The organism is Duganella sp. BJB476, assembly GCF_003416895.1.
Classification (GTDB): Bacteria; Pseudomonadota; Gammaproteobacteria; order Burkholderiales; family Burkholderiaceae_D; genus Rugamonas.
The window spans coordinates 1045159-1070484 of sequence record NZ_QVIO01000001.1 but is presented as its reverse complement, the minus strand read 5'-3'; the positions used below and the strand labels follow the sequence as shown (position 1 = coordinate 1070484).

22 protein-coding genes are annotated in these 25326 nt (G+C 63.1%); 7 read left to right on the top strand and 15 right to left on the bottom strand.

Going from position 1 to position 25326, the window contains the following annotated elements; genetic code table 11:
- Positions 1-2: 2 nt before the first annotated feature.
- From fabZ to rpsB, 12 genes are all read right to left on the bottom strand, one after another.
- A complete protein-coding gene (gene fabZ, locus D0T21_RS04745) occupies positions 3-518 on the bottom strand; it encodes a 3-hydroxyacyl-ACP dehydratase FabZ (protein WP_199538399.1) in 516 nt (171 codons plus the stop codon).
- 2 nt (positions 519-520) lie between these two features.
- Positions 521-1576: a UDP-3-O-(3-hydroxymyristoyl)glucosamine N-acyltransferase gene (gene lpxD / locus D0T21_RS04740; protein ID WP_116988655.1), complete on the bottom strand. Its 1056-nt coding sequence runs from the start codon at positions 1574-1576 to the stop codon at positions 521-523.
- 24 nt (positions 1577-1600) lie between these two features.
- Positions 1601-2125: an OmpH family outer membrane protein gene (locus tag D0T21_RS04735; protein WP_116988654.1), complete on the bottom strand. Its 525-nt coding sequence runs from the start codon at positions 2123-2125 to the stop codon at positions 1601-1603.
- Positions 2126-2175: 50 nt separating this feature from the next.
- Positions 2176-4512 carry an outer membrane protein assembly factor BamA gene (bamA, locus tag D0T21_RS04730; RefSeq protein WP_116988653.1) on the bottom strand — a complete coding sequence of 779 codons (2337 nt, stop codon included), beginning with the start codon at positions 4510-4512 and terminating at the stop codon, positions 2176-2178.
- 55 nt (positions 4513-4567) lie between these two features.
- Positions 4568-5950 (bottom strand): RIP metalloprotease RseP, encoded by a 1383-nt coding sequence (gene rseP / locus D0T21_RS04725; protein ID WP_116988652.1) that lies wholly within the window; start codon positions 5948-5950, stop codon positions 4568-4570.
- Positions 5947-7140 carry a 1-deoxy-D-xylulose-5-phosphate reductoisomerase gene (gene ispC / locus D0T21_RS04720; protein ID WP_116988651.1) on the bottom strand — a complete coding sequence of 398 codons (1194 nt, stop codon included), beginning with the start codon at positions 7138-7140 and terminating at the stop codon, positions 5947-5949. Before ispC ends, rseP begins: the two co-directional genes overlap by 4 nt.
- 10 nt (positions 7141-7150) lie before the next feature.
- On the bottom strand, positions 7151-7990 hold the full coding sequence (locus tag D0T21_RS04715) for a phosphatidate cytidylyltransferase (RefSeq protein ID WP_116988650.1): 840 nt from the start codon (positions 7988-7990) through the stop codon (positions 7151-7153).
- Positions 7990-8742 carry a polyprenyl diphosphate synthase gene (gene uppS, locus D0T21_RS04710; protein WP_116988649.1) on the bottom strand — a complete coding sequence of 251 codons (753 nt, stop codon included), beginning with the start codon at positions 8740-8742 and terminating at the stop codon, positions 7990-7992. The genes D0T21_RS04715 and uppS overlap by 1 nt, the downstream gene beginning before the upstream one ends.
- 183 nt (positions 8743-8925) lie before the next feature.
- Entirely contained in the window at positions 8926-9486 is a 561-nt protein-coding gene (gene frr, locus D0T21_RS04705) for a ribosome recycling factor (RefSeq protein WP_116988648.1), read from the bottom strand.
- 28 nt (positions 9487-9514) lie between these two features.
- A complete protein-coding gene (gene pyrH / locus D0T21_RS04700) occupies positions 9515-10231 on the bottom strand; it encodes a UMP kinase (protein ID WP_008449294.1) in 717 nt (238 codons plus the stop codon).
- Positions 10232-10385: 154 nt separating this feature from the next.
- On the bottom strand, positions 10386-11297 hold the full coding sequence (gene tsf, locus D0T21_RS04695; RefSeq protein ID WP_116988647.1) for a translation elongation factor Ts: 912 nt from the start codon (positions 11295-11297) through the stop codon (positions 10386-10388).
- A gap of 117 nt (positions 11298-11414) precedes the next feature.
- Positions 11415-12167, bottom strand: a complete 753-nt coding sequence (rpsB, locus tag D0T21_RS04690) for a 30S ribosomal protein S2 (protein ID WP_070271614.1) — start codon at positions 12165-12167, stop codon at positions 11415-11417.
- A gap of 387 nt (positions 12168-12554) precedes the next feature.
- On the opposite strand from rpsB, the gene D0T21_RS04685 reads away from it, so the two are divergent.
- The 7 genes from D0T21_RS04685 to D0T21_RS04655 all read left to right on the top strand — a co-directional run bounded on the left by D0T21_RS04685 (position 12555) and on the right by D0T21_RS04655 (position 23063).
- Positions 12555-13367: an MHFG family PEP-CTERM protein gene (locus D0T21_RS04685; RefSeq protein WP_116988646.1), complete on the top strand. Its 813-nt coding sequence runs from the start codon at positions 12555-12557 to the stop codon at positions 13365-13367.
- A gap of 176 nt (positions 13368-13543) precedes the next feature.
- A complete protein-coding gene (gene map, locus D0T21_RS04680) occupies positions 13544-14368 on the top strand; it encodes a type I methionyl aminopeptidase (RefSeq protein WP_116989358.1) in 825 nt (274 codons plus the stop codon).
- A gap of 7 nt (positions 14369-14375) precedes the next feature.
- Entirely contained in the window at positions 14376-16958 is a 2583-nt protein-coding gene (locus tag D0T21_RS04675) for a [protein-PII] uridylyltransferase (protein WP_229211333.1), read from the top strand.
- A gap of 42 nt (positions 16959-17000) precedes the next feature.
- Positions 17001-17750 (top strand): pseudouridine synthase, encoded by a 750-nt coding sequence (locus D0T21_RS04670; RefSeq protein ID WP_020702749.1) that lies wholly within the window; start codon positions 17001-17003, stop codon positions 17748-17750.
- 202 nt (positions 17751-17952) lie between these two features.
- The gene (locus D0T21_RS04665; RefSeq protein ID WP_116988645.1) at positions 17953-18624 is read left to right on the top strand and encodes a flagellar brake protein; all 672 of its coding nucleotides are present in this window, start codon (positions 17953-17955) and stop codon (positions 18622-18624) included.
- Positions 18625-18703: 79 nt separating this feature from the next.
- A complete protein-coding gene (locus tag D0T21_RS04660; RefSeq protein ID WP_116994282.1) occupies positions 18704-22117 on the top strand; it encodes an ATP-binding protein in 3414 nt (1137 codons plus the stop codon).
- Entirely contained in the window at positions 22101-23063 is a 963-nt protein-coding gene (locus D0T21_RS04655) for a response regulator transcription factor (protein ID WP_116988643.1), read from the top strand. The genes D0T21_RS04660 and D0T21_RS04655 overlap by 17 nt, the downstream gene beginning before the upstream one ends.
- Here D0T21_RS04655 and D0T21_RS04650 read toward each other — a convergent pair.
- The 3 genes from D0T21_RS04650 to urtE all read right to left on the bottom strand — a co-directional run bounded on the left by D0T21_RS04650 (position 23005) and on the right by urtE (position 25324).
- On the bottom strand, positions 23005-23601 hold the full coding sequence (locus D0T21_RS04650; protein WP_116988642.1) for a trimeric intracellular cation channel family protein: 597 nt from the start codon (positions 23599-23601) through the stop codon (positions 23005-23007). The genes D0T21_RS04655 and D0T21_RS04650 overlap by 59 nt on opposite strands.
- A gap of 86 nt (positions 23602-23687) precedes the next feature.
- Entirely contained in the window at positions 23688-24536 is an 849-nt protein-coding gene (locus tag D0T21_RS04645) for a hypothetical protein (protein WP_116988641.1), read from the bottom strand.
- 89 nt (positions 24537-24625) lie between these two features.
- A complete protein-coding gene (gene urtE / locus D0T21_RS04640; protein WP_116988640.1) occupies positions 24626-25324 on the bottom strand; it encodes an urea ABC transporter ATP-binding subunit UrtE in 699 nt (232 codons plus the stop codon).
- Between the last annotated feature and the right edge of the window lie 2 nt (positions 25325-25326).

Genomic DNA, 25326 nt, shown 5'->3' with positions numbered 1-25326 from the left:
GATTACTTCCCTGCTGGCTGGCTGGCGTCGGTGGCGCTGCGGATGGTGCACATCAGTTCCGCCTCGACCGCGGTCTGGCCGTCGACCGTGCCGACCGCCTTGTATTTCCAGATGCCGCGCGCGACGCGCAGGATCTCGACGTTCATCACCAGCTGGTCGCCCGGCTCCACCGGACGCTTGAAGCGCGCGGCGTCGATGCCGACGAAGTACACCACCGAATTCTCGTCCGGCTTGATGTCCATGGTCAGGAACGACAGGATGGCCGCGGTCTGCGCCATCGCTTCGATCATCAGCACGCCCGGCATGACCGGCTTGTGCGGGAAGTGGCCGTTGAAGAATTCCTCATTGGCGGTGACGTTCTTGATCGCCGTGATGGTCTTGCCCGACTCCCAGTCCAGCACGCGGTCCACCAGCAGCATCGGGTAGCGGTGCGGCAGGTATTGCTTGATCTGATGGATATCCATGCATTTCTTCACGCAGGTGGATTCGGAGGTAACAGGGGTCGTGGTAGTGGTCATGATTATTTCTCGTCTTGATTCGTCAATGTTTTAATTGTTTTTTCCAGCGCGCGGATTTTATCCCGCATCGTCGACAGATTGCGGACGATGGCGGCGGATTTTTCCCACTCGCTGTTTTTTGCCAGCGGATAGAAGCCGGTGTACTGCCCCGGCTCCAGGATGGAACGCGACACCATGCTGCCCGAGCCCACATGCACCTTGTCGGCGATGGTCAGGTGGCCCAGCACCATCGCGGCGCCGCCGAAGGTGCAGTACTTGCCGATCTTCGCGCTGCCGGCCACGCCGACGCAGCCGGCCATCGCCGTGTGCGCGCCGATATGGCAGTTGTGGCCGATCTGGATCTGGTTGTCCAGCTTGACGCCGTCTTCCAGAATCGTGTCGGCCAGTGCGCCACGGTCGATGGTGGTGTTGGCGCCGATGTCCACATCGTCGCCGATCACCACCCGCCCGGTTTGCGGAATCTTGATGTAGACCCCGCCCTCGTTGGCGAAACCGAAACCGTCGGTGCCGATGACGGCGCCCGAATGGATGATGCCGCGCTTGCCGATCACGCAGCGCGACTGGAAGGTCACGTTGGCGAACAAATGCGACTCCTCGCCGATGACGGCGTCGCGGCCGATGTAGCAGCCGGCGTCGATCACCGCGCGCTCGCCGATCACGGCGCCGCTCTCGATCACCACGCGCGCGCCCACGTGGGCGCTGGCGGCGACCACCGCGTCGGCCGCCACCACGGCGCTGGCGTGCACGCCCGGCGCCGGCACGATGGCCGTCAGCGATTCGAAATACTGCGCCGCGCGGGCGAAATACACGTACGGATTATTGGTGACGATGCGCGCGCCGGCATAGCCGGCGGCGATAAAAGCGTCATCGGCGGCCGACACGATCAGTGCCGCCGCCTGGCTTTGCAGCGCTTGCGCGCGCAGTTTGCTATTGCTGAGAAAGCTGATGTGCGAAACGCCGGCGTCCGTCAGTGGCGCGATCCCGGTCACTTCCAGGTTCGCATCCCCCACCAACTGCCCGCCGAGGCGTTCGACCAATTCCCCTAGTCGAGTGCCCATCGGGTGATCCAATCTTGATGTGTTTTACTTGTCTTTATCCAGCGCGGCCAGCACTTTGTCGGTGATGTCGATGCGCGGGCTGGCCCAGACCGCATCCTGCAGGACGATGTCGAAACCTTCCACCGCCGCCATCTGCTTGATGATCTTGGTGGCTTTTTCCGAGATCGCCTGGCGTTCCTCGTTGGTGCGCTGGTTCAGGTCTTCGCGGAACTCGCGCTGGCGGCGCTGGTATTCCTTATCCAGCTCGAACACGTCGCGCTGGCGCTTGACGCGGTCGGCCTCGGCCAGCGTCGGCACATCCTTTTCCAGCTTTTCCGACGCCGCCTTCAGGCGTCCGGCCATATCCTGCATGGCCTTCTCGCGGCTCTTGAATTCCTCTTGCAGCTTCTCGCCGGCCAGCTTGGCCAGCTTGGATTCGTTGTAGATGCGCTCAGGGCTCAGCCACGCGATGCGCGAGGCCGAGGTCTGGGCCTGCACCGGCGCCAATGCACACCAGCCCAGTGCAAGCACGGCGAGAGATTTGGTCAGGGTAGCGGACGCAGTCTTCAACTTGTTTCTCCGAAGTAAATATCAATACTCAATGCCATCAACCCGCCGCCTTAGAAGCCGGTACCCATCTGGAACTGGAAGCGTTCCAGGCGGTCGCCCGGCTTGGCGTTCAAAGGCTTAGCATAACTCAACTTGAGCGGACCGACCGGCGAAATCCAGCTGATGCCCAGGCCCGACGAGTAGCGCAGCTCGGAAGCGCGCATCTTCGCGCCTTCCTGGTAGACCTGTCCGGTATCGAGGAAACCGAACCAGCGCAGGCTGCGGTCCTGGCCCGAACCTGGGAACGGCAGCTGCAGTTCGGCGGTGCCGATCAGGCGCGAGGCGCCGCCCAGCGCATCGCCGTACACCTGGTCGACCGCGCCCAGCGAGGAGCTCAGGTAGCCGCGCACCGAACCGATGCCGCCGCCATAGAAGTTCTTGAACACCGGATAGCTGCTGTTGCCCAGGCCATGACCATAATCGATCTCGCCCTTCAACGCCAGCGTCACCTTGGAGAACAGCGGCTTGTACCACTGCTGCTCGTAGACCGCGCGGTAGTACTTCTGCTGGCCGATCAGGTCCAGTTCCAGGTTGGCGCGCTGGTAGCGGCCCACGGTCGGCGTCAGCGCCGAGTCGCGGCTGTCGCGCGCCCACGCCGCCGTCAGCGGCACGGCGTTGGTCGAGGCGGTACCGATGCCGTCCGGGGCGCCGGTAATGGTGGTCACGTATTCCTTGAAGCGCACCGGCGAGGTGGCGTCGGTGCTGATCTTCGAGCGTTCCAGGCCGATACCGAAGAACACCGTGTCGACTTCCGAGAACGGCACGCCGTAGCTGATGCGGCCACCGGTCTGGCGTATGGTGTAGCTGCCGATGTTGAGTGCCGGCGGCTGCTGCGTGCGCAGGTAGACTTCGTACGAACGCGATACGCCTTCGTCGGTGTAGTACGGGTCGGTCTGCGAGAACGACAGCGTGCGGCTGTATTTCGACGTATTGAACTCGATGCCGACGGTGGTGCCCGAACCGGCGAAGTTGGCCTGCTGGATCGCCGCCTGGAAGGTGAACTTCTCGGACTGCGAGAACGCGCCGCCGATCTGGAAGTTACCGGTCGGCTTTTCGACCACGGTCAGGTTGACGTCCACCTGGTCGGACGTGCCCTGGGCTTCCGGCGTGTCGATGGTCACGTCCTTGAAGTAGCCAAGGCGGTCGACGCGGTCGCGCGAGAGCTTGATCTTGTTGGCGTCGTACCACGACGATTCGAACTGGCGGAACTCGCGGCGTATCACTTCGTCGCGGGTGGTGGTGTTGCCGGCGATGTTCATGTGGCGCACGTAGGCGCGCTTGCCCGGATCGATGAAGAAGGTGAAGGCGACTTCGCGCTTTTTCTGGTCGATCTCCGGATTGGCGTTGACGTTGGCGAAGGCGTAGCCGAAGGTCCCCAGGCGATCGGAGATCAGCTTGTTGGTGGCGGTCAGGCGCTCGCCGGAATAGGTTTCGCCCGGGCGCAGCAGCACCAGCGAGCGCAGTTCCTCTTCGCGGCCGAAGGTCTCGCCTTCGAACTTGATGCCGGAGACCGTGTACTTCTCGCCTTCGGTGATGTTGATGGTGATGTAGATGTCCTTCTTGTCCGGCGTGATCGACACCTGGGTCGATTCGATCTGCATCTCGATGTAGCCGCGATTCAGATAGTAGGACTTGAGCGACTCGATATCGCCGGTCAGCTTGGTCTTGGAGTACTGGTCGGCCTTGGTGTACCAGCTGAACCAGCCGCCGGTGTTCAGGGCCAGCTGGTCTTTCAGCTCTTTGTCCGAGAACACCTTGTTGCCGACGATGTTGATCTGCTTGATCTTGGCGATGTCGCCCTCGTCCACCGCGAAGGTGATGTTGACGCGGTTACGCTCGATCGGGGTGACGGTGGTGACGATCTTGACGCCATACAGGCCGTGCGACAGATACTGGCGCTTCAGTTCCTGCTCGGCGCGGTCGACCGACGCCTTGTCGAAAATCTTGGTCTCGCCGACACCGATATCCTTCAGCGCCTTGACCAGCGTGTCTTTTTCAAATTCCTTGGTGCCGGTGAACTCCACCTTGGAGATGGCCGGGCGTTCCTCGACCAGCACCACCAGCACGCCGCCGTCGGCTTCCAGCTTGACGTCCTTGAAGAAGCCGGTGGCATACAGCGCCTTGATGGCGGTGATCGATTTGTCGTCGTTGAAGGTCTCGCCGACCCGCACCGGCAGGTAGCTGAAGACCGTACCGGCTTCCGTACGCTGGATCCCTTCGACGCGGATGTCTTTGATGACGAAGGGCTCGATGGCCATGGCACTGCCGGCGCACAGCGCCAGGACAGCGGCGCCGATCAGGCTGCGGCGAAAGGAAGATGAAGTAATACGGTCAGAATATAATTTCATTGGGGTTATTCAATGGCTAAATCAACGAACTACTTTTATATACAAAGCGAGCCTGTTACAGCAGCCGCGCGACGTCGTTAAACACCGCCAGCAGCATCAACGTCAGTAACAAGCCCATGCCCAGGCGCTGCGCAATCTCACCAAAACGCTCCGGCACAGAACGCCCAGTTAAAACTTCCAGCGAATAATACAGCAAATGCCCCCCATCTAGAACGGGAATTGGTAGCAAATTCATTACCCCCAAACTGATGCTGATGAAGGCGATGAAGCTCAAATAGCTGGCCGCGCCCATTCGCGCGGTCTGCCCGGCATAATCGGCGATGGTGATCGGGCCGGTGACGTTCTTCAGCGAGACCTCGCCGGTGATCATCTTGCCGATCATTTTGACCGTCATGGTGCAGGTATCCCATACCCGCGCCACCGCCTTGCCGACGGCCGCAATCGGGGATGATGGCACGGTGATCATATCCGGCTGCAGCTCGACGTAAGCGCTGATCTTACCGACTGTTACAGTTCCCTTACCGGTTTTTGCCTGCTCGGCCTGCGGCGCCATGGGCAGCACCAGCTGCTGGCCGGCGCGGCGCACCGCCACCTGCACCGTCTTGCCGACCGAGGCGCGGATGATGTCGATGAAGGCGATGCCGTCGCCCACCGGCGTGCCGTCCACCGACAGCAGCAGGTCGCCCTTGAGCAGGCCGGCGCGCGCGGCGGGACCGCCGGCGATCACTTCCTGCACCACCGGCGCCGGACGGCCTACGCCCACACCGAGCTTGCCCGGCACGTCGCCTTCCAGGTCCAGCGTTGCCAGCGCGTCGGCCGGCAGCACGAAAGTGAAGCGGCCCTGCCCCACGCGCTCGACGGCGATGCGGGCTTCTTTTTTATCGATGGCGGCCTGGATCAGGTTCCAGCGCAGCTCGGACCACACGGCCACCGGCTGCTCGTTGACGGCGGTGACCATGTCGCCGCTGCGCAGGCCCGCGCGCCATGCGACGGTGGGCGCGGAAGCCGCGGTTGCCGCCTCCGTGGCACGTACGCTGATCTTGCTGGTCGGTTCTTCCACGCCGTGCATGTACAAGCCGGCGAACAGCACGATCGCGATCAGGAAATTGGCCAGCGGGCCGGCGGCCACGATGGCGATGCGCTTCCACACATTCTGGCGGGTGAATTCGCGCTTCAGGTCTTCCGGCGGCAGGTCGCCCAGGTCGCCCTCGCGGGAGTCGAGCATCTTGACGTAGCCGCCCAGCGGCAGCGCCGACACCGCCCACTCGGTCTGGTCCGGCCCGAAACGGCGCGACCATACCACCTTGCCCATGCCAACCGAGAAGCGCAGCACCTTGACCCCGCACCAGCGCGCCACCAGGTAGTGCCCCAGTTCGTGGAAGATGACCAGGGAGCCGAGGCAGACGACAAATGCCAGCACGGTTTGCAGGAAGTTCATTTTGCCAGTCCGGCGATATAGGTTTCAGCGGCGGCGCGCGCCAGCGCATCCTGCGCCATCACGGCGGCGATGCTGTCGGCGGCGCCGTGCGGCAGCGCCTCCATCACATGCGCGCTCACGCGGTCGATCTGGCGGAAGCCGATCCGCAGGTCGAGGAAGGCTTGCACGGCGATCTCGTTGGCCGCGTTCAGCAGCGCCGGCGCGGTGCCGCCGGCCTTGAGCGCCTCGAAGGCCAGCGCCAGGCATGGGAAGCGGTTGAAGTCGGGACGTTCGAATTGCAGCGTGGCGATCTGCGTCAGGTCCAGCTGTGCCACGCCCGATTCGATACGCTCCGGGTAGGCCAGCGCGTGCGCGATCGGCGTGCGCATGTCCGGGTTGCCCAGCTGCGCCAGCACCGAACCGTCGACATACGACACCATCGAATGGATCACCGACTGCGGATGGATGACCACCTCGATCTGCTCGGCCGGCGCGCCGAACAACCAGTGCGCCTCGATCACTTCCAGGCCCTTGTTCATCATGGTCGCGGAATCGACCGAGATCTTGCGGCCCATCGACCAGTTGGGGTGCTTGCAGGCCTGCTCCGGCGTCACCGCGTCCAAGGTGGCGACGTCGCGCGTCAGGAACGGGCCGCCGGAAGCGGTCAGCAGGATCTTGGCGATGCCGGCCTTGGCGTCGCGCACCGCCGGCACGCGGCCGCCGAACTGCGGCATGCCCTGGAAGATCGCATTGTGTTCGCTGTCGATCGGCAGCAGCACCGCGCCCGCCGCGTGGGCGGCGTCGATGAACAGCTGGCCGGACATCACCAGCGCTTCCTTGTTGGCCAGCAGGACCTTCTTGCCGGCGCGGGCCGCGGCCAGCGTCGGCGCCAGGCCGGCGGCGCCGACGATGGCGGCCATCACGCTGTCGACTTCCGGCGCGCTGGCGATGCTGCACAGGGCCGCCTCGCCATATTCCACTTCGGTGTTGACGCCGGCGGCGCGCAGCAGCGCGGTCAACGCGCTGGCGCCGGCCGCCGTGCCGACCACCGCACGCGCGGGACGGAACTGGATGCACTGGGCCGCCAGTTCATCGACGCGGCTATGGGCCGACAGGGCGTAGACGGAATAGCGCTCGGGATGACGGGCGAGCACGTCCAGCGTGGACACGCCGATCGAACCGGTGGCGCCAAGGATGGTGATGCGTTGCATAGTTATTCTTTCAGAACCAGGAGCCGATCAGCGCGGCCAGCGGCAGGACCGGGATCAAGGCGTCGATACGATCAAGCACGCCGCCGTGGCCCGGCAGCAGGTTGCTGCTGTCCTTGAAGGCGGCGCGGCGCTTGAGTTGGGATTCGAACAGGTCGCCGATCACCGACGCGGCGACGATCAGCAGCAGCACCAGCAGGGCCAGTGCCCAGCCGAAGCGCGCCTGCAATTGGAAGGCGAAGGTGTCCTGCAGCCACGGCTGGCCGGCGGCCAGCAGCACGCTGACGGAGGCGATGGCCAGCACGGCGATGCCGCCGCCGATCGCGCCTTCCCAGGATTTGCCCGGCGAGATGGACGGCGCCAGCTTGCGCTTGCCGAAGGCCTTGCCGGAGAAGTAGGCGCCGATGTCGGCGATCCACACCAGCACCATCACCGACAGCAAATACAGCGCCGAGTGCTGGTACAGGCTGACGATGGCAAAGAAGCAGGCGAAGATGGCGAAGCTGAAGGTGATCGCCAGCGACCAGTTGGCCGCGCCGGCCAGCGGCGGCAGGCCCAGGCCCAGCGACGGCGCATAGCGGATCAGCCACAGCAGGCAGGCCGCGCCGTACAGCGCGCTGAGCGCGCCCGGCTTGCCGGAGTGCTGCAGCAGGAACACGAACAGCACCGCGCCGGCCACGCCGACCACGCGCGCGCGCATGGCGGACAGGCCGAACAGGCGGGCGCCCTCCCACATCGCTGCGCCCAGGAACAGCGTGACGACGACGGCAAACGCTGGGAAATAGTTGAAGAACAGGACCGGCAGCAACACCGCCAGCAAGACCACAGCGGTAATAATCCTAGTTTTCAGCATCAGCTTTTCTTTTCTGCCAGTTGCGCGCCGGTGCGGCCGAAGCGCCGCTCCCGATGCTGGTAGGAGGCAATCGCCTCGTCGAGGCTCTCGATCGAGAAATCGGGCCAGTAGGTATCGGTGAAGAACAGTTCGGTGTAGGCGAGCTGCCACAACAGGAAATTGGAGATGCGCTGCTCGCCGCCGGTGCGGATGAACAGGTCGGGCTCGGGCGCGTAGGCCATCGCCAGGTGCGGCGCCAGCTGCTCTTCGGTGAAGTTGGTGGCGCCGGGATGGGCTTGCACCATCTGGCCGACCGCCTGCATGATGTCCCAGCGGCCGCCGTAGTTGAAGCAGACCGTCAAGGTCATGCGGGTGTTGCCGGCGGTCTTGCGCTCGGCGGCGGCGATCATGCCGCGCAGCTTTTCGTCGGCGCGGCCGAGCTCGCCCACCACGCGCAGGCGGATGTTATTGGCGTGCAGCTTGGAGACTTCGCGTTCGAGCGCCGTCACGAACAGGCGCATCAGCAGGGACACTTCCTCTTCCGGGCGGCGCCAGTTTTCGGAGCTGAAGGCGAACAGGGTCAGGTACTCGACGCCACGGCGGGCGCAGGCCTCGACCGAGGTGCGCACGGCGTCCACGCCCTTGACGTGGCCGGCCACGCGCGGCAGGTAGCGCTTGGTGGCCCAGCGGCCATTGCCATCCATGATGATCGCGACATGGCGCGGCACGGACGGTGCGTCTGGAACCTCAGTAGTCGAACTCGTATATTTCATGAAAACTTTGGTGCCAAAGTATAAAGTATTGCAGGTGTGACGCAAAAAGACAAGACGCCAGCATAGCGAACACCCGGGGTCAGGTCCCCCATTAGAGCATGAGCCCGGCTACTCAGGCCGGGCTCATGCTCTAATGGGGGACCTGACCCCGGGTTGGGGCAACCATGCTGGCGCCCCTGATGGTTAAACCGTCAGAACTTCTTTTTCTTTCTCTGCGACCATCTTGTCGATGTCGACGATGAACTTGTCGGTCAGCTTCTGCACCTCGTCGGTGCCGCGGCGCTCGTCGTCTTCCGAGATCGCCTTGTCCTTGACCAGCTTCTTCATGCCTTCGTTGGCATCGCGACGGATGTTGCGGACGGCGATTTTCGCGTCTTCCGCTTCGCTCTTGACCAGCTTGACCATTTCCTTGCGGCGTTCCTCGGTCAGCGGCGGGGTTGGCACGCGGATCATGTCACCCTGCGCCGATGGGTTCAGGCCCAGGTCGGCGTCGCGGATGGCTTTCTCGATGGTGGCGGCCATCTTCTTCTCGAACGGCTGCACACCGATGGTGCGGGCGTCGATCAGGGTCACGTTGGCGACCTGGGTCAGCGCGGTCGGCGAACCGTAGTACTCAACCTGCACGTGGTCCAAGATGCCGGTGTGGGCGCGGCCGGTACGAACCTTGGCCAGATCGGCGCGCAAGGTTTCCAGCGATTTGATCATGCGCTCTTGCGCACTTTTTTTAACGTCAGCTACGGACATTGCTGCTCTCCTGTAATCGAAATATTGTTTAAACGTGAACCAGTGTACCTTCATCCTCGCCCATGATGACGCGCATCAGCGCGCCCGGCTTGGTGATGGAGAACACTTTGATCGGCAGTTTCTGGTCGCGGCACAGCGCGAAGGCGGTGGCGTCCATGACCTGCAAATGCTTGGCGATGGCTTCGTCGAAAGTGATGGAGCTGTACAGCGTGGCGTTAGCATCCTTCTTCGGATCGGCGGTGTAGACACCGTCGACCTTGGTGGCCTTGAGCACGATCTCCGCGCTCATCTCCGAACCGCGCAGCGCCGCTGCGGTGTCGGTGGTGAAGAACGGGTTGCCGGTGCCGGCCGCAAACACCACGACCTTGCCTTCTTCCAGATACTGCAGGGCTTTCGGGCGCACATACGGCTCGACCACCTGTTCGATGCCGATCGCCGACATCACGCGGGCGGTGATGCCGACATGGCGCATCGCGTCGGCCAGGGCCAGCGCGTTCATGACGGTGGCCAGCATGCCCATGTAGTCGGCGGTGGCGCGGTCCATGCCTTGCGCGCCGGGGGCGACGCCACGGAAGATGTTGCCGCCGCCGATGACGATCGCCAGTTCCACGCCCAGTTTCGCGACCTCTGCCACGTCGGCGACCATCCGTTCGATCGTGCCGCGGTTGATGCCGTAAGGATCATCGCCCATCAGGGCTTCGCCGGACAATTTAAGGAGGACGCGCTTGTAGGCTGGTTTTGACATGAGACGAGGCTCCTAAGTTGGGTTGATTCGGGTAAGGCTGCCGGCGCCTATGATACCTTGGTCGGCGCCGGGAACGACTGAATGACTTGCTCTGCTGCGGGTAAAACTTTGGTCGGGCTAAAAAAACGGGCCTCTCGGCCCGTTTTCTTTGGTATTACGCTCCTTGGGAAGCAGCCATCTGTGCGGCTACTTCTGCGGCGAAGTCGTCAACCTTCTTCTCGATGCCCTCGCCTACCACGTACATGGCAAAGGCTTTAACGGTGGTCGATTTTTCTTTCAGCATCTGCTCGATCGATTGCTTGTCGTTTTTCACGAAAGCCTGGTTCAGCAGCGATACTTCTTTCAGGTACTTCTGTACCGAACCTTCCAGGCGCTTGGCCAGGATTTCCGGCGATTGCGCTGGCTTGCCTTCGGCAACAGCTTTGGCTGCATCTTCTTCAGCTTTCAGTTTTGCAACCGAACGCTCTTTTTCGATCAGTTCCGCTGGAACCTGCTCGGACGACAGCGACACCGGCTTCATTGCAGCGATGTGCATGGCCACGTCTTTACCAACTTGCTCGTCGGCGCCGTCGAAGTCGACGATCACGCCAATACGCGCGCCGTGCAGGTACGATGCCAGCTTGCCGGTGGTTTCGAAACGCTGGAAGCGGCGGATCGACATGTTTTCGCCGATTTTACCGATCAGTGCTGCGCGCACTTCGTCCAGGGTCTTGCCGTCCAGCGGCAGTGCCAGCAGAGCGGCAACGTCAGCTGGGTTGTGCTCGACAACCAGGCGCGCGGCGTTGTTTGCCAGGGCCAGGAAGTCGTCGTTTTTCGCGACGAAGTCGGTTTCGGAGTTGACTTCAACCAGCGCGCCTACGCCGCCGGCGATGAAGGTTGCTACAACGCCTTCAGCGGTGATGCGTGCCGATGCTTTCGATGCCTTGCCGCCCAGTTTGACGCGCAGGATCTCTTCCGCACGACCCATGTCGCCTTCGGCTTCGGTCAGTGCTTTTTTGCATTCCATCATAGGCGCGTCAGTCTTCGCGCGCAGTTCGCCTACCATTGCTGCAGTAATAGCTGCCATGTGATTCTCCTGTATTCGGTGTTCGGGTGGGGTGGTGAGCGCTGCTCTAACCACTTACGTTAAAAAAAAGGGGGAGCTGTTGGCCACCCCTTTTTCCTTACAGCTTGTTACGAACGATTAAGCCTGTTCGTTAACTTCGACGAATTCGTCGCCAGCTGCGGCTTTAACCATTTCAACTACTTCGTTACCGGCAGCAGCACGGCCTTCCAGGATGGCATCTGCCACGCCGCGGGCGTACAGAGTGATGGCTTTCGACGAGTCATCGTTACCTGGAATGACGAACTGAACGCCTTCTGGCGAGTGGTTGGTATCGACCACGCCGATAACTGGGATGCCCAGTTTTGCGGCTTCGGTGATGGCGCCTTTATGGTAGCCAACGTCAACGACGAAGATTGCGTCAGGAACGCCGCCCATGTCCTTGATGCCGCCGATCGATTTTTGCAGCTTGATCATTTCGCGTTGGAACATCAGCGCTTCTTTTTTCGACAGCTTCTCAACCGAACCGTCTTCGATCGTAGCTTCCATGTCTTTCAGGCGCTTGATCGAGGTCTTGATGGTTTTGAAGTTGGTCAGCATGCCGCCCAACCAACGCTGGTCGACGAAAGGAACGCCTGCGCGTGCTGCTTCAGCAGCAATGATTTCGCGAGCTTGACGCTTGGTGCCGACCATCAGGATGGTGCCACGGTTCGAAGCGACCTGTTTCACGTGCTTCATCGCTTCTTGATACATACCCATCGTCTTTTCCAAGTTGATGATATGGATCTTGTTGCGGTGACCGAAGATGAAAGGAGCCATCTTTGGGTTCCAGAAACGGGTTTGGTGACCGAAGTGGACACCGGCTTCCAGCATTTCGCGCATAGTTACGGACATATTAAACTCCAGGGTTGGGTCTGGAATCCGATCAGTCACCATATAGGCACCCTTGTCGACCGGATTCGCGTTTATTAATGTGGATTTCCACGGGATTTTTGCAACATTGCTCAAAACCGAATTCAAGCAACCCGAGATTCTACCCTGAAAACAGCCACTTAGGCAAGCACTGTACGCCTGCGCGCCGACCCCGCCCCACCCTGGTGCGCCGCACCACAATGTCGCACGGCACCGCTTTTTCCGCACCGTCATGACTTGTTACAAATAAAAAAGCAACTATTTTGAGCATAAGTAACTATTTTGTAATATCATGGCGAAAACTTTAATTCCATATTGTTAATTATTATTAACTAATCATACGTTTTCCACCCCGAAGGCCTCCCCTCCATGTCCATCCTCTTTGCCGTGACGCTAGCCGCAGTTTCCACTGTTCAGCCAAGTTGCTCCTGGGATCGCCCTGGCGTTAATCCTTACACCGGCCAGACCGCCGCAGCCATCGACCGCTACACCGACATCCCGGCCGCCGTGCGCAGCACGCTCAAGCGCCGCATGGAAGAAGGCCAGTCCGACGACAAGGTCACCATCACCCGCGACGGCATCAGCGGCAAGAACCAGTACGACCCGGCCATCCGCGACATGCACTTCGGCGCCGCCTCGGTGTGCGCCACCGTCACCCGCAGCAAATGGAGCGCGCAGCGCCAGGAACCGGGCACGGTCTACTGCGTCGACCAGCACTGCATCCTGGTGCCCAAAATTTGCGGCAACGTCAGCCGCATCAACCGCGTGCCTGCCGTCGCCAAGGCGCCGGCCGCCGTACCGCCCGTCGCCGCCAAACTGGGCGACAAGCTGGGCGACAAGGACCTCGGCCTGGCAGACGCCGATCCCCAGGAGCCTGAAGAGTTGAGCGAGGAGGAATTGGCCAAGCGCGACGCTCAACAACGCCGGGTCGCCAGCAACGCGACCAAACCCAACCGGCAACCGGGAGGCCTGGAAGTGTTCGACCTCAGTGACGACGGCACGCCCGACCCGCTGGCTGACGGCGGCGTATTCCCGCTTCCCGGCCCCTTCCCCGATAACGGCGACGGCGCCTTTGTGCCCACCCCGGTGCCCGAAGCCGATACCTGGGCCATGCTGCTGGCCGGCCTGGGCCTGCTCGGCGTGGTGGCGCGCCGCCGGCACGCCAGCTCCCGCCAAGGCTAAAACGCCCGCCACGCCGTCCCGAGCGTGGCGCCCACGCGCCACAGCGGGCACTATCCTTGCATTCCCGAGCGGGGCCGCCCCGCGTCGTTTATAATTTCGACATATTTGCACGCCGCGAGCTGATCCCATCCGCTCGCCGCCTGCGTTTTTACCGTTTACTTTGCTGATTGCGATCCATTATGTCTATTTCCATTAAATCCGCCGAAGATATCGCCGGCATGCGCGTGGCGGGCCGCCTGGGTTCCGAGGTGCTGGACTACATCACGCCCTTCGTCAAGCCGGGCGTGACCACGGGCGAACTGGATCGCCTCTGCCACGAGTACATGGTCAACGTGCAGGGCACCATTCCGGCGCCGCTGAACTACTGCCCGCCGGGCTACACGCCCTACCCTAAAGCCATCTGCACCTCGGTCAACGACGTCATCTGCCACGGCATCCCGGGCGACAAGGTGCTCAAGAACGGCGACGTGGTCAACCTCGACATCACCGTCATCAAGGATGGCTACCACGGCGACAACAGCCGCATGTTCTTCATCGGCGAACCGTCGATCCTGGCCAAGCGCCTGTCCGACATCACCTACGAATGCATGTGGCTGGGCATCGCCAAGGTCAAGGCCGGCGCGCACCTGGGCGACATCGGCCACGTGATCCAGCAGCATGCGGAAAAAGCCGGCTACAGCGTGGTGCGCGAATTCTGCGGCCACGGCATCGGCAAGATCTTCCACGAAGAGCCGCAAGTGCTGCACTACGGCCGTCCCGGCACGCTGGACGAACTGCAGGCCGGCATGATCTTCACCATCGAGCCGATGATCAACGCCGGCAAGCGCGAGATCCGCGAAATGGGCGACGGCTGGACCATCAAAACCAAGGACCGCAGCCTGTCCGCCCAGTGGGAACACACCATCCTGGTCACCGAGACCGGCTACGAAGTGCTGACGCTGTCGGCCGGCAGCCCGCCGCCGCCGGCCTTCATCACCAATGCCAGCGCCGTAGCCGCTTAAGCCCCGCATGACGACGGCGGCGATGAAGAAGGAACTGCGCGAACAACTGAAGCGCCAGCTGAAGGCCGACCGCCAGGTCGTCATCGCCGGCTTCCAGGCCGACGGCATGCCCGAAAAGCTGCTGCGCAGCCTGCGCCAGAGCGTCGACGCGGTGCTGACCACGGCCTGGCATGAAGCCCGGCTGCCGGCCAACACCGCGCTGGTCGGCGTCGGCGGCTACGGCCGCGGCGAGCTGTTCCCCTATTCCGACGTCGACCTCTTGATCCTGCTGGAAAAAGCGCCGGACGGCGCCACCACCGCCAAGCTGGAAGAACTGGTGCAGCTGCTGTGGGACCTCGGTCTGGAGATCGGCCACAGCATCCGCACGGTGGACGAGTGCCTGAGCGAATCGGCGGCCGACATCACGGTGCAAACCAGCCTGCTGGAAGCGCGCATCATCTGCGGCGACGAAGTCCTGTTCGAGCGGCTGCAACAGCGCTACCAGGCGGCGATGGACCCGCGCGCCTTCTACCACGCCAAGGTGCTGGAGATGCGCCAGCGCCACGCCAAGTACGAAGACACCGCCTTCAGCCTGGAGCCGAACTGCAAGGAAAGCCCTGGCGGCCTGCGCGACCTGCAGGTGATCCTGTGGATGGTCAAGGCCGCCGGCCTGGCCAACTCCTGGCGCACCCTGGCCACCAGCGGCCTGATCACGCAGACCGAAGCCAAGCAGCTGATGGAAAAGGAACGCGCCTTCAAGGACATCCGCGTGCGCCTGCACCTGCACGCCGGACGGCGCGAGGACCGCCTGGTGTTCGACGTCCAGACCGCCATCGCCGAATCGCTGGGCCTGACCGCCACCGGCAGCGGCGTCAACATGCGCCGCGCCAGCGAATACCTGATGCAGCGCTACTACTGGGCCGCCAAGACCGTCACGCAGCTCAACACCATCCTGCTGCAAAACATCGAGGAACGGCTGTTCCCGAAATCGGGCATCGCCGTGCGCATCAACGAGCGCTTCAACGACGTCAACGGCCTGATCGACATCAGCGAGGACGACACCTTCGCCACCACGCCGTCGGCGATGCTGGAGATCTTCGTGCTGATGACCGAGCGCCCTTCGCTGCAAGGCATGACCTCGCGCACCATGCGCGCGCTGTGGCACGAGCGCTTCAAGATCGACGCCGCCTTCCGCGCCGATCCCGTCAACCGCGCGCTGTTCCTGCGCATCATGCAGGCGCCGGTCGGCATCATCCACGCGCTGCGCCGCATGAACGACCTATCGATCCTGGGCCGCTACCTGCCCAACTTCCGCAAGATCGTCGGCCAGATGCAGCACGACCTGTTCCACGTCTACACGGTGGACCAGCACATCCTGATGGTGGTGCGCAATATGCGCCGCTTCACGATGGCCGAACACGCGCACGAATATCCGTTCTGCAGCCAGCTGATGGCCAACTTCCCGCAGCCATGGCTGCTGTACCTGGGCGCGCTGTTCCACGACATCGCCAAGGGCCGCGGCGGCGACCATTCCAAGCTGGGCACGGTCGACGCCGAGCAGTTCTGCCTCGAACACGGCGTCAGCGCCGACGACACCGAGCTGGTGGTGTTCCTGGTCGAAAACCACCTGACCATGTCGCAAGTCGCGCAGAAGCAGGACCTGTCGGATCCGGACGTCATCGCCGCCTTCGCCAAGGTGGCCAAGGACGAGCGCCATTTGACGGCGCTGTACCTGCTGACGGTGGCCGACATCCGCGGCACCAGCCCGAAAGTATGGAACGCCTGGAAAGCCAAGCTGCTGGAAGACCTGTACCGCATCACGCTGCGCGTGCTGGGCGGCGAGCCGCACAGCGCCGACCACGAGCTGAAGAATCGCCAGCAGGAAGCGCTGGCCACCTTGCGCCTGTACGGCCTGCCGCCGGACGCGCACGAAGCGTTCTGGAAGCAGCTCGACGTCGCCTACTTCCTGCGCCACGACGCCTCCGACATCGCCTGGCAGACGCGCGCGCTGTACGACCGCTTCACCAGCGACAAGCCGGTGGTCAAGTGTCGCCTGGCGCCGATCGGCGAAGGCTTGCAGATCGCCGTCTACATCAAGGACCAGCCGGACCTGTTTGCGCGCATCTGCAGCTACTTCGACCGCAAGAACTTCAGCATCCTGGACGCCAAGATTCACACCACCCGCCACGGCTACGCGCTCGACACCTTCCTGGTCACCGAGCAAAGCTTCGCCAAGAGCTACCGCGACATCATCAGCCTGATCGAGCACGAGCTGTGCGCGCTGCTGACCAACCCGGAGCCGCTGCCGGCGCCGGGCAAGGGCCGGCTGTCGCGCCTGTCGCGCACCTTCCCGATCCAGCCGACGGTGGACCTGCGCCCGGACGAGCGCGGCCAGTACTACCTGCTGTCGGTGGCCGCCAACGACCGCACCGGCCTGCTGTACTCGATCGCCAACGTGCTCACCAAGTACAAGATCAACCTGCACACCGCCAAGGTGATGACTTTGGGTGAGCGCGTCGAGGACGTATTCCTGATCGACGGCGCCACACTGAACAACGCCCGCAGCCAGATCCAGCTTGAAACCGACCTGCTGGACGCGATCAAGGTATAAACTCAGTTTTAAGCAGCACCTCACCTTTATAGAAAACGCATCATGTCCGAAGAATTATTACGCCTGTCCAAACGCATGTCCGAACTGGGCCTGTGCTCGCGCCGTGAGGCCGACGAGTGGATAGCGCGCGGCTGGGTACGGGTAGACGGCCAGGTCGTCTCCGAACTCGGCACCAAGATCTACCCGAGCCAGCGCGTCACCGTCGAGCGCCAGGCCGCCGCCGAGCAATCCAAGCGCGTCACCGTGCTGATCAACAAACCGATGGGCTACGTCAGCGGCCAGGCCGAAGACGGCTACCAGCCGGCCGTGGTGCTGATCAAGCCGGAAAACCGCTGGCCGGACGATCCATCGCCGGAAATCTTCCACCCTACCCAACTGCGCTCGCTGGTGCCGGCCGGCCGCCTGGACATCGACTCGGTCGGCCTGCTGGTGCTGACCCAGGACGGCCGCGTGGCCAAGCACCTGATCGGCGAAACCACCGACGTCGACAAGGAATACCTGGTGCGCGTCGAGTACACCAAGCCCGGCAAACTGCCGGACAGCGACCTGAAAAAGCTCTGCCACGGCCTGTGGATGGACGGCAAGCCGCTGCTGCCGGCCAAGGTGCGCTGGCAGAACGAGGACCAGCTCAGCATCACGCTGCGCGAAGGCAAAAAGCGCCAGATCCGCCGCATGTGCGACATGGTCGGCCTCAAGGTTGTCGGTTTGAAACGTGTCCGCATCGGCAAAGTCAAACTGGGCGACCTGCCGGTGGGCCAATGGCGCTATCTGCGGCCGGAAGAGCAGTTCTGACACAATCTCTAAATATTCTTGCCATTTAGCAAGCCAAGAGTGCGAATAAACTGTAAACTGTGTAGATCGACCTCGCATCGTAGAGTCATTACCAAAGAGATATGCCGTCGTGAACGATCCCATACCGAATGAATTTCGCCGCGGTCCTCCCAGCCTAAAAGATGCTGTGGAACCAATTCCGGCGGGTTCCAAGCCGCACGAGATGACCGATGAACATGACATCGGCGATTCTCTCACCCTGCTCGCCGACAATGGCGATCCGATCTCCATTTATCCGGCCAGCACCACCAACGTGGTGATGGCGCGCATCAAATCGGTCGATCCGGAAAACCCGACCTTTGTGCTGGAACTGAACGAGGGCGAGTTCCTGCCGCCCGGCGACGCCGTGTTCGTCGCCTGGCTGCGCGCGGCCAAGGTGCAGTTCAAGCTCAGTTCGCCTGACTGGGCTTGCACGCCCGGCGAGCCGACCATGATCCCGCTGGATTTCCCGACCAAGTGCCAGGTGCTGAACCGCCGCGCCTCGACCCGGTTGGAAACGCCGCTGGGCATTTACTACATGGCCTCGTTTGTCCTGAACGGAAAACCTTACGAGTTGCAGCTGTACGACTTCTCCGCCGGCGGCGTCGGCATGCGGGCGCCGCCACGCGACTGCGTCGGCCTGTACGTCGGCCGCAAGCTGCAACGCGTGCGGCTGGAGCTGGGCCCGGATTCGGTGATGATCGCCGACCTCGACATTCGCCTGTCGCGCACCTTCCGCTCCTTCCTGCTGGGCGAGCAGGTACAGATCGGCTGCCAGTTCGTCAACCTGTCGCCGTCGATGCAGGAAGAACTGGCGCGCCTGCTGGACAAGCTCAACCTCAGCAAACAGCGTTAAACCTCTCGCGACAACCTTGCCGGGCATGCAACTTGCTTAAAAAAGCAGCTTAGATAGCTGCTTTTTTTATGGGCCCGGCATGACAACAACTACAGAGACCGAACCGGCGCAACGCATCGTCAAGATCCGTCGCGACTACAACACCTGGGTGGCCAACGAAACCATCGAGGACTATGCGCTGCGCTACACGCCGCGCGCGTTCCGCAAATGGTCGGTGTTCCGCGTTTCGAACACGGCCTTCGGCGCGATCTCGTTTCTGGTGCTGGAGGCGATCGGCGGCACCATCACCGTCAACTACGGCTTCATCAACGCGCTGTGGGCCATCATGGCGGTCGGCCTGATCATCTTCATGACCGGCCTGCCGATCAGCTACTACGCCGCCAAGTACGGCGTCGACATGGACCTGCTGACGCGCGGCGCCGGCTTCGGCTACATCGGCTCGACGATATCGTCCTTCGTCTACGCCTCGTTCACCTTCATCCTGTTCGCGCTGGAAGCGGCCATCATGGCCTATGCGCTGGAGCTGTACTTCCACCTGCCGCTCTATCTGGGCTACATGGTCAGCGCGCTGGTCGTGATCCCGCTGGTGACGCATGGCGTCACGCTGATCAGCCGCATCCAGATGCTGACGCAGCCCGTGTGGCTGGTGCTGATGGCCCTGCCCTTCATCGCCATCCTGCAAAAGAAACCCGAGCTGCCGATGCAGCTGCTGCAGTACGCCGGCCGCTCCGGCGAGAACGGCCACTTCAACGTGCTGATGTTCGGCGCCGCCACGGCGGTCGGCGTGGCGCTGATCACGCAGATCGGCGAGCAGGTCGACTTCCTGCGCTTCATGCCGCAGAAGACCGCCGCCAACCGCTTCCGCTGGCATCTGGGCGTGCTGATCGCGGGGCCGGGCTGGATCCTGCTCGGCATCGCCAAGATGCTGGGCGGCGCGCTGCTGGCCTTCCTGGCGATCAGCAGCGCGGTGCCGCTGGCGCAGGCGGTCAACCCGACGCAGATGTACCTGGCCGGCTTCGGCCAGGTGTTCGCGAATCCGTCGGTGGCGCTGCTGGCGACGGCGCTGGTGGTGGTGATCTCGCAGGTCAAGATCAACATGACCAATGCCTATGCGGGCTCGCTGGCCTGGTCCAACTTCTTCGCGCGGCTCACGCACAGCCATCCGGGGCGCGTGGTGTGGGCCGTGTTCAACGCGCTGATCGCCGTGCTGCTGATGGAGCTGGACGTGTTCCAGGCGCTGGACCAGGTGCTTGGCCTGTACTCCAACATCGCCATCTCGTGGATCACGGCGGTAGTGGCGGACCTGGTGGTCAACAAGCCGCTGGGCCTGAGCCCGAAAGGCATCGAGTTCCGCCGCGCCTATTTGTACGACATCAATCCGGTCGGCGTCGGCGCCATGCTGCTGGCGTCCGCGCTGTCGGTAGCGGCCTTCATGGGATTGTTCGGCCACCAGGCGCAGGCCTTCTCCGCCTTCATCGCGCTGCTGACGGCATTCGTGGCGTCGCCGCTGATCGCCATCGCCACCAAGGGCAAGTACTACATCGCCCGCAAGCCGGCGCAGGTGCACAGCAAGACCTGCGTGATCTGCGAAAAGGAATACGAGTCCGAGGACATGGCGCACTGCCCGGCCTATCAGGGTTCGATCTGCTCGCTGTGCTGCTGCCTAGACGCGCGCTGCAACGACGTCTGCAAGCCGCACGCGAAAGTGTCGTCGCAATGGCAGGCGGCGATGCAGGCGCTGCTGCCCAAATCGCTGTGGCGCTACCTGAGCAGCGGACTGGGACACTACCTGCTGCTGATGATCGTCACGGTGCTGTTCCTGGGCGCGCTGCTGGGACTGATCTACTACCACGAGCAATCGGTGCTGGCGGCCGGCGATGCCGCGCTGCTGCCGCAGCTGCAACTGGTGTTCTTCAAGATTTTTGCAGCGCTGCTGCTCACCAGCGGCATCGTCGCCTGGTGGCTGGTGCTGACCAGCGAAAGCCGCCGCGTGGCGCAGGAAGAATCGAACCGCCAGACCGGCCTGCTAACGCGCGAGATCGAACTGCACGGCCAGACCGACGCCCAGCTGCAGCAAGCCAAGAAGACCGCCGACCTGGCCAACCAGGCCAAGAGCCGCTACATCGCCGGCATCAGCCACGAGATCAGGACGCCGTTGAATTCCATCCTCGGCTACGCGCAGCTGCTGGACAACGATCCGTCGATCCCGGAGCACCGCCAGCAAGCCATCCGCGTGATCCGCAGCAGCGGCGAGCATCTGCTGTCGCTGATCGAAGGCACGCTGGACATCGCCCGCATCGAAGGCGGAAAATTCAACTTCGACATGAAGGAGTTGAACTTCCCCGACTTCATCGGCCAGATCGTGCGCATGTTCGAACTGCAGGCGGCCAACAAGGGACTGGCCTTCCGCTACGAGCTGACCGGCGCGCTGCCGCGCATCGTGCGCGCCGACCGCAAGCGGCTGGGGCAGATCCTCATCAACATCCTCGGCAACGCGGTCAAGTTCACCAGCACCGGCGGCATCGTGCTGCGGCTGCAGTACGCGCGCGAGATGGCCTCGTTCGAAATCGAGGACAGCGGCCCCGGCATCCTGCAGGAAGAGATCGACCACATCTTCGAGCCATTCTCGCGCGGCAGCGCCAGCGCGCACGCCAACGCCAGCGGCACGGGCCTCGGCCTGCCGATCTCCAAGATGCTGACGCAGCTGATGGGCGGCGAACTGAATATCCGCAGCACGCCGCAGCAAGGCAGCGTATTCCACATCCGCCTGTTCCTGCCCAGCGTGCACGCCTCGGCCAGGGAGCTGAAGGAACTGGAACAACCGGCTGCGCAGCGCACCGGCTATCGCGGCACGCGGCGCCGCATCCTGGTGGTCGACAACGAGCGGGTCGACCGCGAGATGCTGCTGAATATCCTGACGCCGCTGGGCTTCGACGTGGCGCTGGCCGAATCCGGCCTCGAATGCCTGGACCTGCACGCCTCCTTCAAACCGGACCTGATCCTGATGGACCTGGCCATGCCGGCCATGGACGGCTGGGAGGCAAGCTACATCCTGCGCCGCCGCCAGCTGTCGCAGGTGCCGATCGCCATCGTCTCCGCCAACGCCTTCGACAAGGGTATGGAAAACGCCGCCGGCATCACGGCGGCGGACTTCATCGTCAAGCCGGTCAACGTGGCCGAGCTGCTGGACTGGATAGGCCAGCGCCTGGCGCTGGAATGGATCACGCAGCCGGCTATCAGCATCGAGGTGGCTGCGGCCGCGCCGGAACTGGCGCAGCTGGTGCTGCCGCCCGCCGCGCAGCTGGCGGCGCTGAATGAGCTGATCCGCATCGGCTACGTGCGCGGCATCCAGAACAAGCTCGATGAAATCAGCGCGCTCGATGCGCGCTACCTGCACTTCACGCAAACCATGCGCAATTTCGCCGCCCGCTTCCAGCTGGACGCGATGGCCGACTTCCTCCGAAAGAACCAGAACGATGAACTTCAACATTGATCCCGCGCGCGGCGACGTCGTCCTGGTGGTGGACGACGTGCCGGAAAACCTGGCCGTGCTGCACGATGCATTGGACGAATCGGGCTACACCGTGCTGGTGGCGAACAACGGCGCCACGGCCTTGCAGCGCGCCGCCGAGGCGCAGCCGGACATCATCCTGCTGGACGCCGTCATGCCCGGCATGGATGGCTTCGAAACCTGCCGCCACCTGAAGGCCAGCCTGGCCACGCGCCACATCCCGGTGGTGTTCATGACCGGGCTGACGGAGGCGGAGCATGTGGTCGCGGCCTTCGCCGCCGGCGGCAACGACTACGTCACCAAGCCGCTGCGTACCAGCGAGGTGCTGGCGCGCATCACCTCCCACATGCAGACGGCGCGGCTGGTGGACCAGGCCCGCAGCGCGCTGGACGCCTTCGGCAACGCGGTCATTGCGATGACGCCGCGCGACGGCAAGATCGTCTGGCAAACGCCGCTGGCGCGCACGCTGATGCAGGGCTATGCGGTCGACACGGAATTGACGGCGTGGCTGGATGCGACGCAACTGGCGCACAGCCAGGGCCAGTCGCATCCGCCGCTGACACTGCAACGGGCCAGCCGCCGCCTGATCTTCTCGGCGGCGGAGTTCAGCGAAAACGAACAGTGGATGATCGTGCTGCGCGAAGAATCGGACAGTGCGGAGATCGAGAAGCTGATGGCGTCCTTCAAGCTGACGCAGCGCGAATCGGAGGTGCTGAACTGGGTCATCAAGGGCAAGACCAACCGCGACATCGGCGACATCCTCGGCACCAGCCCGCGCACGGTGAACAAGCACCTGGAGCACGTGTTCATCAAACTGGGCGTGGAAACCCGCACCTCCGCCGCAGCGGTCGCGATGGGCAAGCTGCGACTCAGAACGACGGAAGCCGCAAGCCCAGTTGAATCGCCAGCAGGCGCACCACCACGATAGAAACCAGGCCGACGCCGAACGCCCAGCGCGGTGGCATGCCGGCCTTCTTCAGCAGGATGTACAGCAGGATGCCGGCGATGGCGGCGGTGGCGTAGATATCCTGGCGCAGTATCAGCGGCACCTTGGCGGCGAGGATGTCGCGCACCAGGCCTCCGCCGACGCCGGTCAATGTGCCCATCAGGATGACGATCAGCGCGCGGCAGCCCTGCGCCTCCGCCACCTTGGCGCCGGACATGGCGAACAGCGCCAACCCCAGCGCGTCGGCGATCAGCAAGGCGTCGGTCGGCACCGGCAGCACCTGCACCCAGACGATGGTGAAGACGGCCGAAGCGACGATCACCAGCAGCGGCTTGGGATCCTCGATCCAGAACACTGGATGGCGGTTCAGCAGCAGGTCGCGCACCGTGCCGCCGCCGATGGCGGTCATCGCGGCCAGCACCATGATCCCCAGCAGATCCAGATGGGAAGCCATCGCCGCCAGCGTGCCGCTGGCGGCAAATACGGCCACGCCGATCAGATCGAGGATATAAAAAAGCAAACGCAACTCCACGGCAAACCTGACAAATAAAAAAGGACCGTTACTTTATCAGCAATCGGCGGTGCGGCCAAATTATGCGGGAATGCTCAATGCCGCTTGTGTAACTCCATGGAGCGCGCCAGCAACTGCTTGCCTTCGCTGGTGGCCTGTTTAACCTGATCCGGCGACAGCCCCTGCGACATCTTCTGCATAAATTCATCCGTCAGCGGATTGGGAGCAGTGCTTGAAGATCCGCCAAATGCCATTTCATAATCGTCGTGCACGGCGGTCGCGTAGCGCAGCGCCGCTACCTGATGCTGCTTCAACAGGTCGCTGTCCTCGTTGTACTCACCCAGCAGCGAAATCATGCTGGGCATGTCGCCCAGTTGCGCCTGCACCTCCAGATACCCCAGCGCCTCCAGCTTCCATGCCTGTACCAGCGGATCGTCGGGCCGGGATTCCAACGCCGACGGATCGCCGAACGGGCCGGTGTGCAGGAAGCTCAGGTTCGCGCCGAAAACGCCGGCCTTGGTCGCCACGGTCAGGTGCTCCAATCGCGTAGTCTTCATCCGCTCGGTCAGGTCTGCGCACCGCAGTTTTTCCGCGGACTTTTCGGCGTCGGTCGCCTTCCGCATGGCGTCGCCGTCCTCCACCACCAGATCGCCGGTGCGTTGGAAGTTGATACAGTTTTGCACCAGCCAGTACGCATCGTAGGCATCGGACGGCTTGCCGGTGCTGGCCAGTTGGTCGACCTGCTGCGCCAGCGTGTAACGCGGGTCGGGTTTGGGTAACTGGGTTGGCGGCTTGGCGCGACTGGTCTCTGCGAGGGCGGCGCGGCTCGCTGCCTGCTGCCTGGCCGCCTCGGGTTCACCTCCAGGACGGCTCGACGACCAGTACAAGCCAACCAGGACGAGCGGCGCCAGCAGAACGACATAAAGCGAAAATTGCGGTCTCATGATGGCTACAAAGTGGCAAGAAAGACAATGTAGCATGGAACTCAACTAAAAAAATGCGCGCTTTGTCACGCGGTGCGCCCTACGCCAACCTAGACAGCCAGGTGGCGCTTGACGTCCGGGTCGTTCATCGCCGCCTGCGCGCCGCAGGCCACCACCTCGCCGCGCGACAGCACGATGAACTGGTCGGCCAGTTCGTGGGCGAAGTCGAAGTACTGCTCGCACAGCAGGATCGCCATGTCGCCGCGCTGGCGCAGCAGCCGGATCACGTTGCCGATGTCCTTGATGATGGACGGCTGGATGCCCTCGGTCGGCTCATCGAGGATGATCAGTTTGGGCTCGGCCAGCAGCGCGCGCGCAATCGCCAGCTGTTGCTGCTGGCCGCCGGACAGGTCGCCGCCGCGCCGGTGCAGCATGTCCTTCAGCACCGGGAACAGCTCATACACCTCGCCCTTGATGGTGGACGCCTTCTTGCCGCTGTGCGTGGCGAGGCCCATCAGCAGGTTCTCCTCCACCGTCAACCGCGCAAAGATCTCCCGGCCCTGCGGCACGTAGGCGATGCCGGCCCGCGCGCGCTGGTGCGGCGCCATGCGCGTGATGTCGCGCCCTTCCAGCCGCACCGCGCCGGCCGATACCGGCAGCACGCCCATCAGGCATTTGAGCAGCGTGGTCTTGCCGACGCCGTTGCGGCCCAACAGCGCCATGCACTTGCCCCGTTCCAGCTCCAGCGATACGCCGCGCAGCGTGTGCGAGGAACCGTAGTACTGGTTGATTTTTTCGACTTGCAGCATAT

Bases quoted from the DNA above. Each gene is read 5' to 3' on its own strand.
- D0T21_RS04665 (WP_116988645.1), top strand. From the start codon at position 17,953: ATGACCGATGAACATGACATCGGCGATTCTCTCACCCTGCTCGCCGAC.
- urtE (WP_116988640.1), bottom strand. From the start codon at position 25,324: ATGCTGCAAGTCGAAAAAATCAACCAGTACTACGGTTCCTCGCACACG.
- rpsB (WP_070271614.1), bottom strand. From the start codon at position 12,167: ATGTCCGTAACTATGCGCGAAATGCTGGAAGCCGGTGTCCACTTCGGT.
- D0T21_RS04685 (WP_116988646.1), top strand. From the start codon at position 12,555: ATGTCCATCCTCTTTGCCGTGACGCTAGCCGCAGTTTCCACTGTTCAG.
- D0T21_RS04675 (WP_229211333.1), top strand. From the start codon at position 14,376: ATGACGACGGCGGCGATGAAGAAGGAACTGCGCGAACAACTGAAGCGC.
- bamA (WP_116988653.1), bottom strand. From the start codon at position 4,512: ATGAAATTATATTCTGACCGTATTACTTCATCTTCCTTTCGCCGCAGC.
- tsf (WP_116988647.1), bottom strand. From the start codon at position 11,297: ATGGCAGCTATTACTGCAGCAATGGTAGGCGAACTGCGCGCGAAGACT.
- ispC (WP_116988651.1), bottom strand. From the start codon at position 7,140: ATGCAACGCATCACCATCCTTGGCGCCACCGGTTCGATCGGCGTGTCC.
- D0T21_RS04645 (WP_116988641.1), bottom strand. From the start codon at position 24,536: ATGAGACCGCAATTTTCGCTTTATGTCGTTCTGCTGGCGCCGCTCGTC.
- lpxD (WP_116988655.1), bottom strand. From the start codon at position 1,576: ATGGGCACTCGACTAGGGGAATTGGTCGAACGCCTCGGCGGGCAGTTG.
- D0T21_RS04655 (WP_116988643.1), top strand. From the start codon at position 22,101: ATGAACTTCAACATTGATCCCGCGCGCGGCGACGTCGTCCTGGTGGTG.
- uppS (WP_116988649.1), bottom strand. From the start codon at position 8,742: ATGAAATATACGAGTTCGACTACTGAGGTTCCAGACGCACCGTCCGTG.
- pyrH (WP_008449294.1), bottom strand. From the start codon at position 10,231: ATGTCAAAACCAGCCTACAAGCGCGTCCTCCTTAAATTGTCCGGCGAA.
- rseP (WP_116988652.1), bottom strand. From the start codon at position 5,950: ATGAACTTCCTGCAAACCGTGCTGGCATTTGTCGTCTGCCTCGGCTCC.
- D0T21_RS04670 (WP_020702749.1), top strand. From the start codon at position 17,001: ATGTCCGAAGAATTATTACGCCTGTCCAAACGCATGTCCGAACTGGGC.
- frr (WP_116988648.1), bottom strand. From the start codon at position 9,486: ATGTCCGTAGCTGACGTTAAAAAAAGTGCGCAAGAGCGCATGATCAAA.
- D0T21_RS04660 (WP_116994282.1), top strand. From the start codon at position 18,704: ATGACAACAACTACAGAGACCGAACCGGCGCAACGCATCGTCAAGATC.
- D0T21_RS04715 (WP_116988650.1), bottom strand. From the start codon at position 7,990: ATGCTGAAAACTAGGATTATTACCGCTGTGGTCTTGCTGGCGGTGTTG.
- fabZ (WP_199538399.1), bottom strand. From the start codon at position 518: ATGACCACTACCACGACCCCTGTTACCTCCGAATCCACCTGCGTGAAG.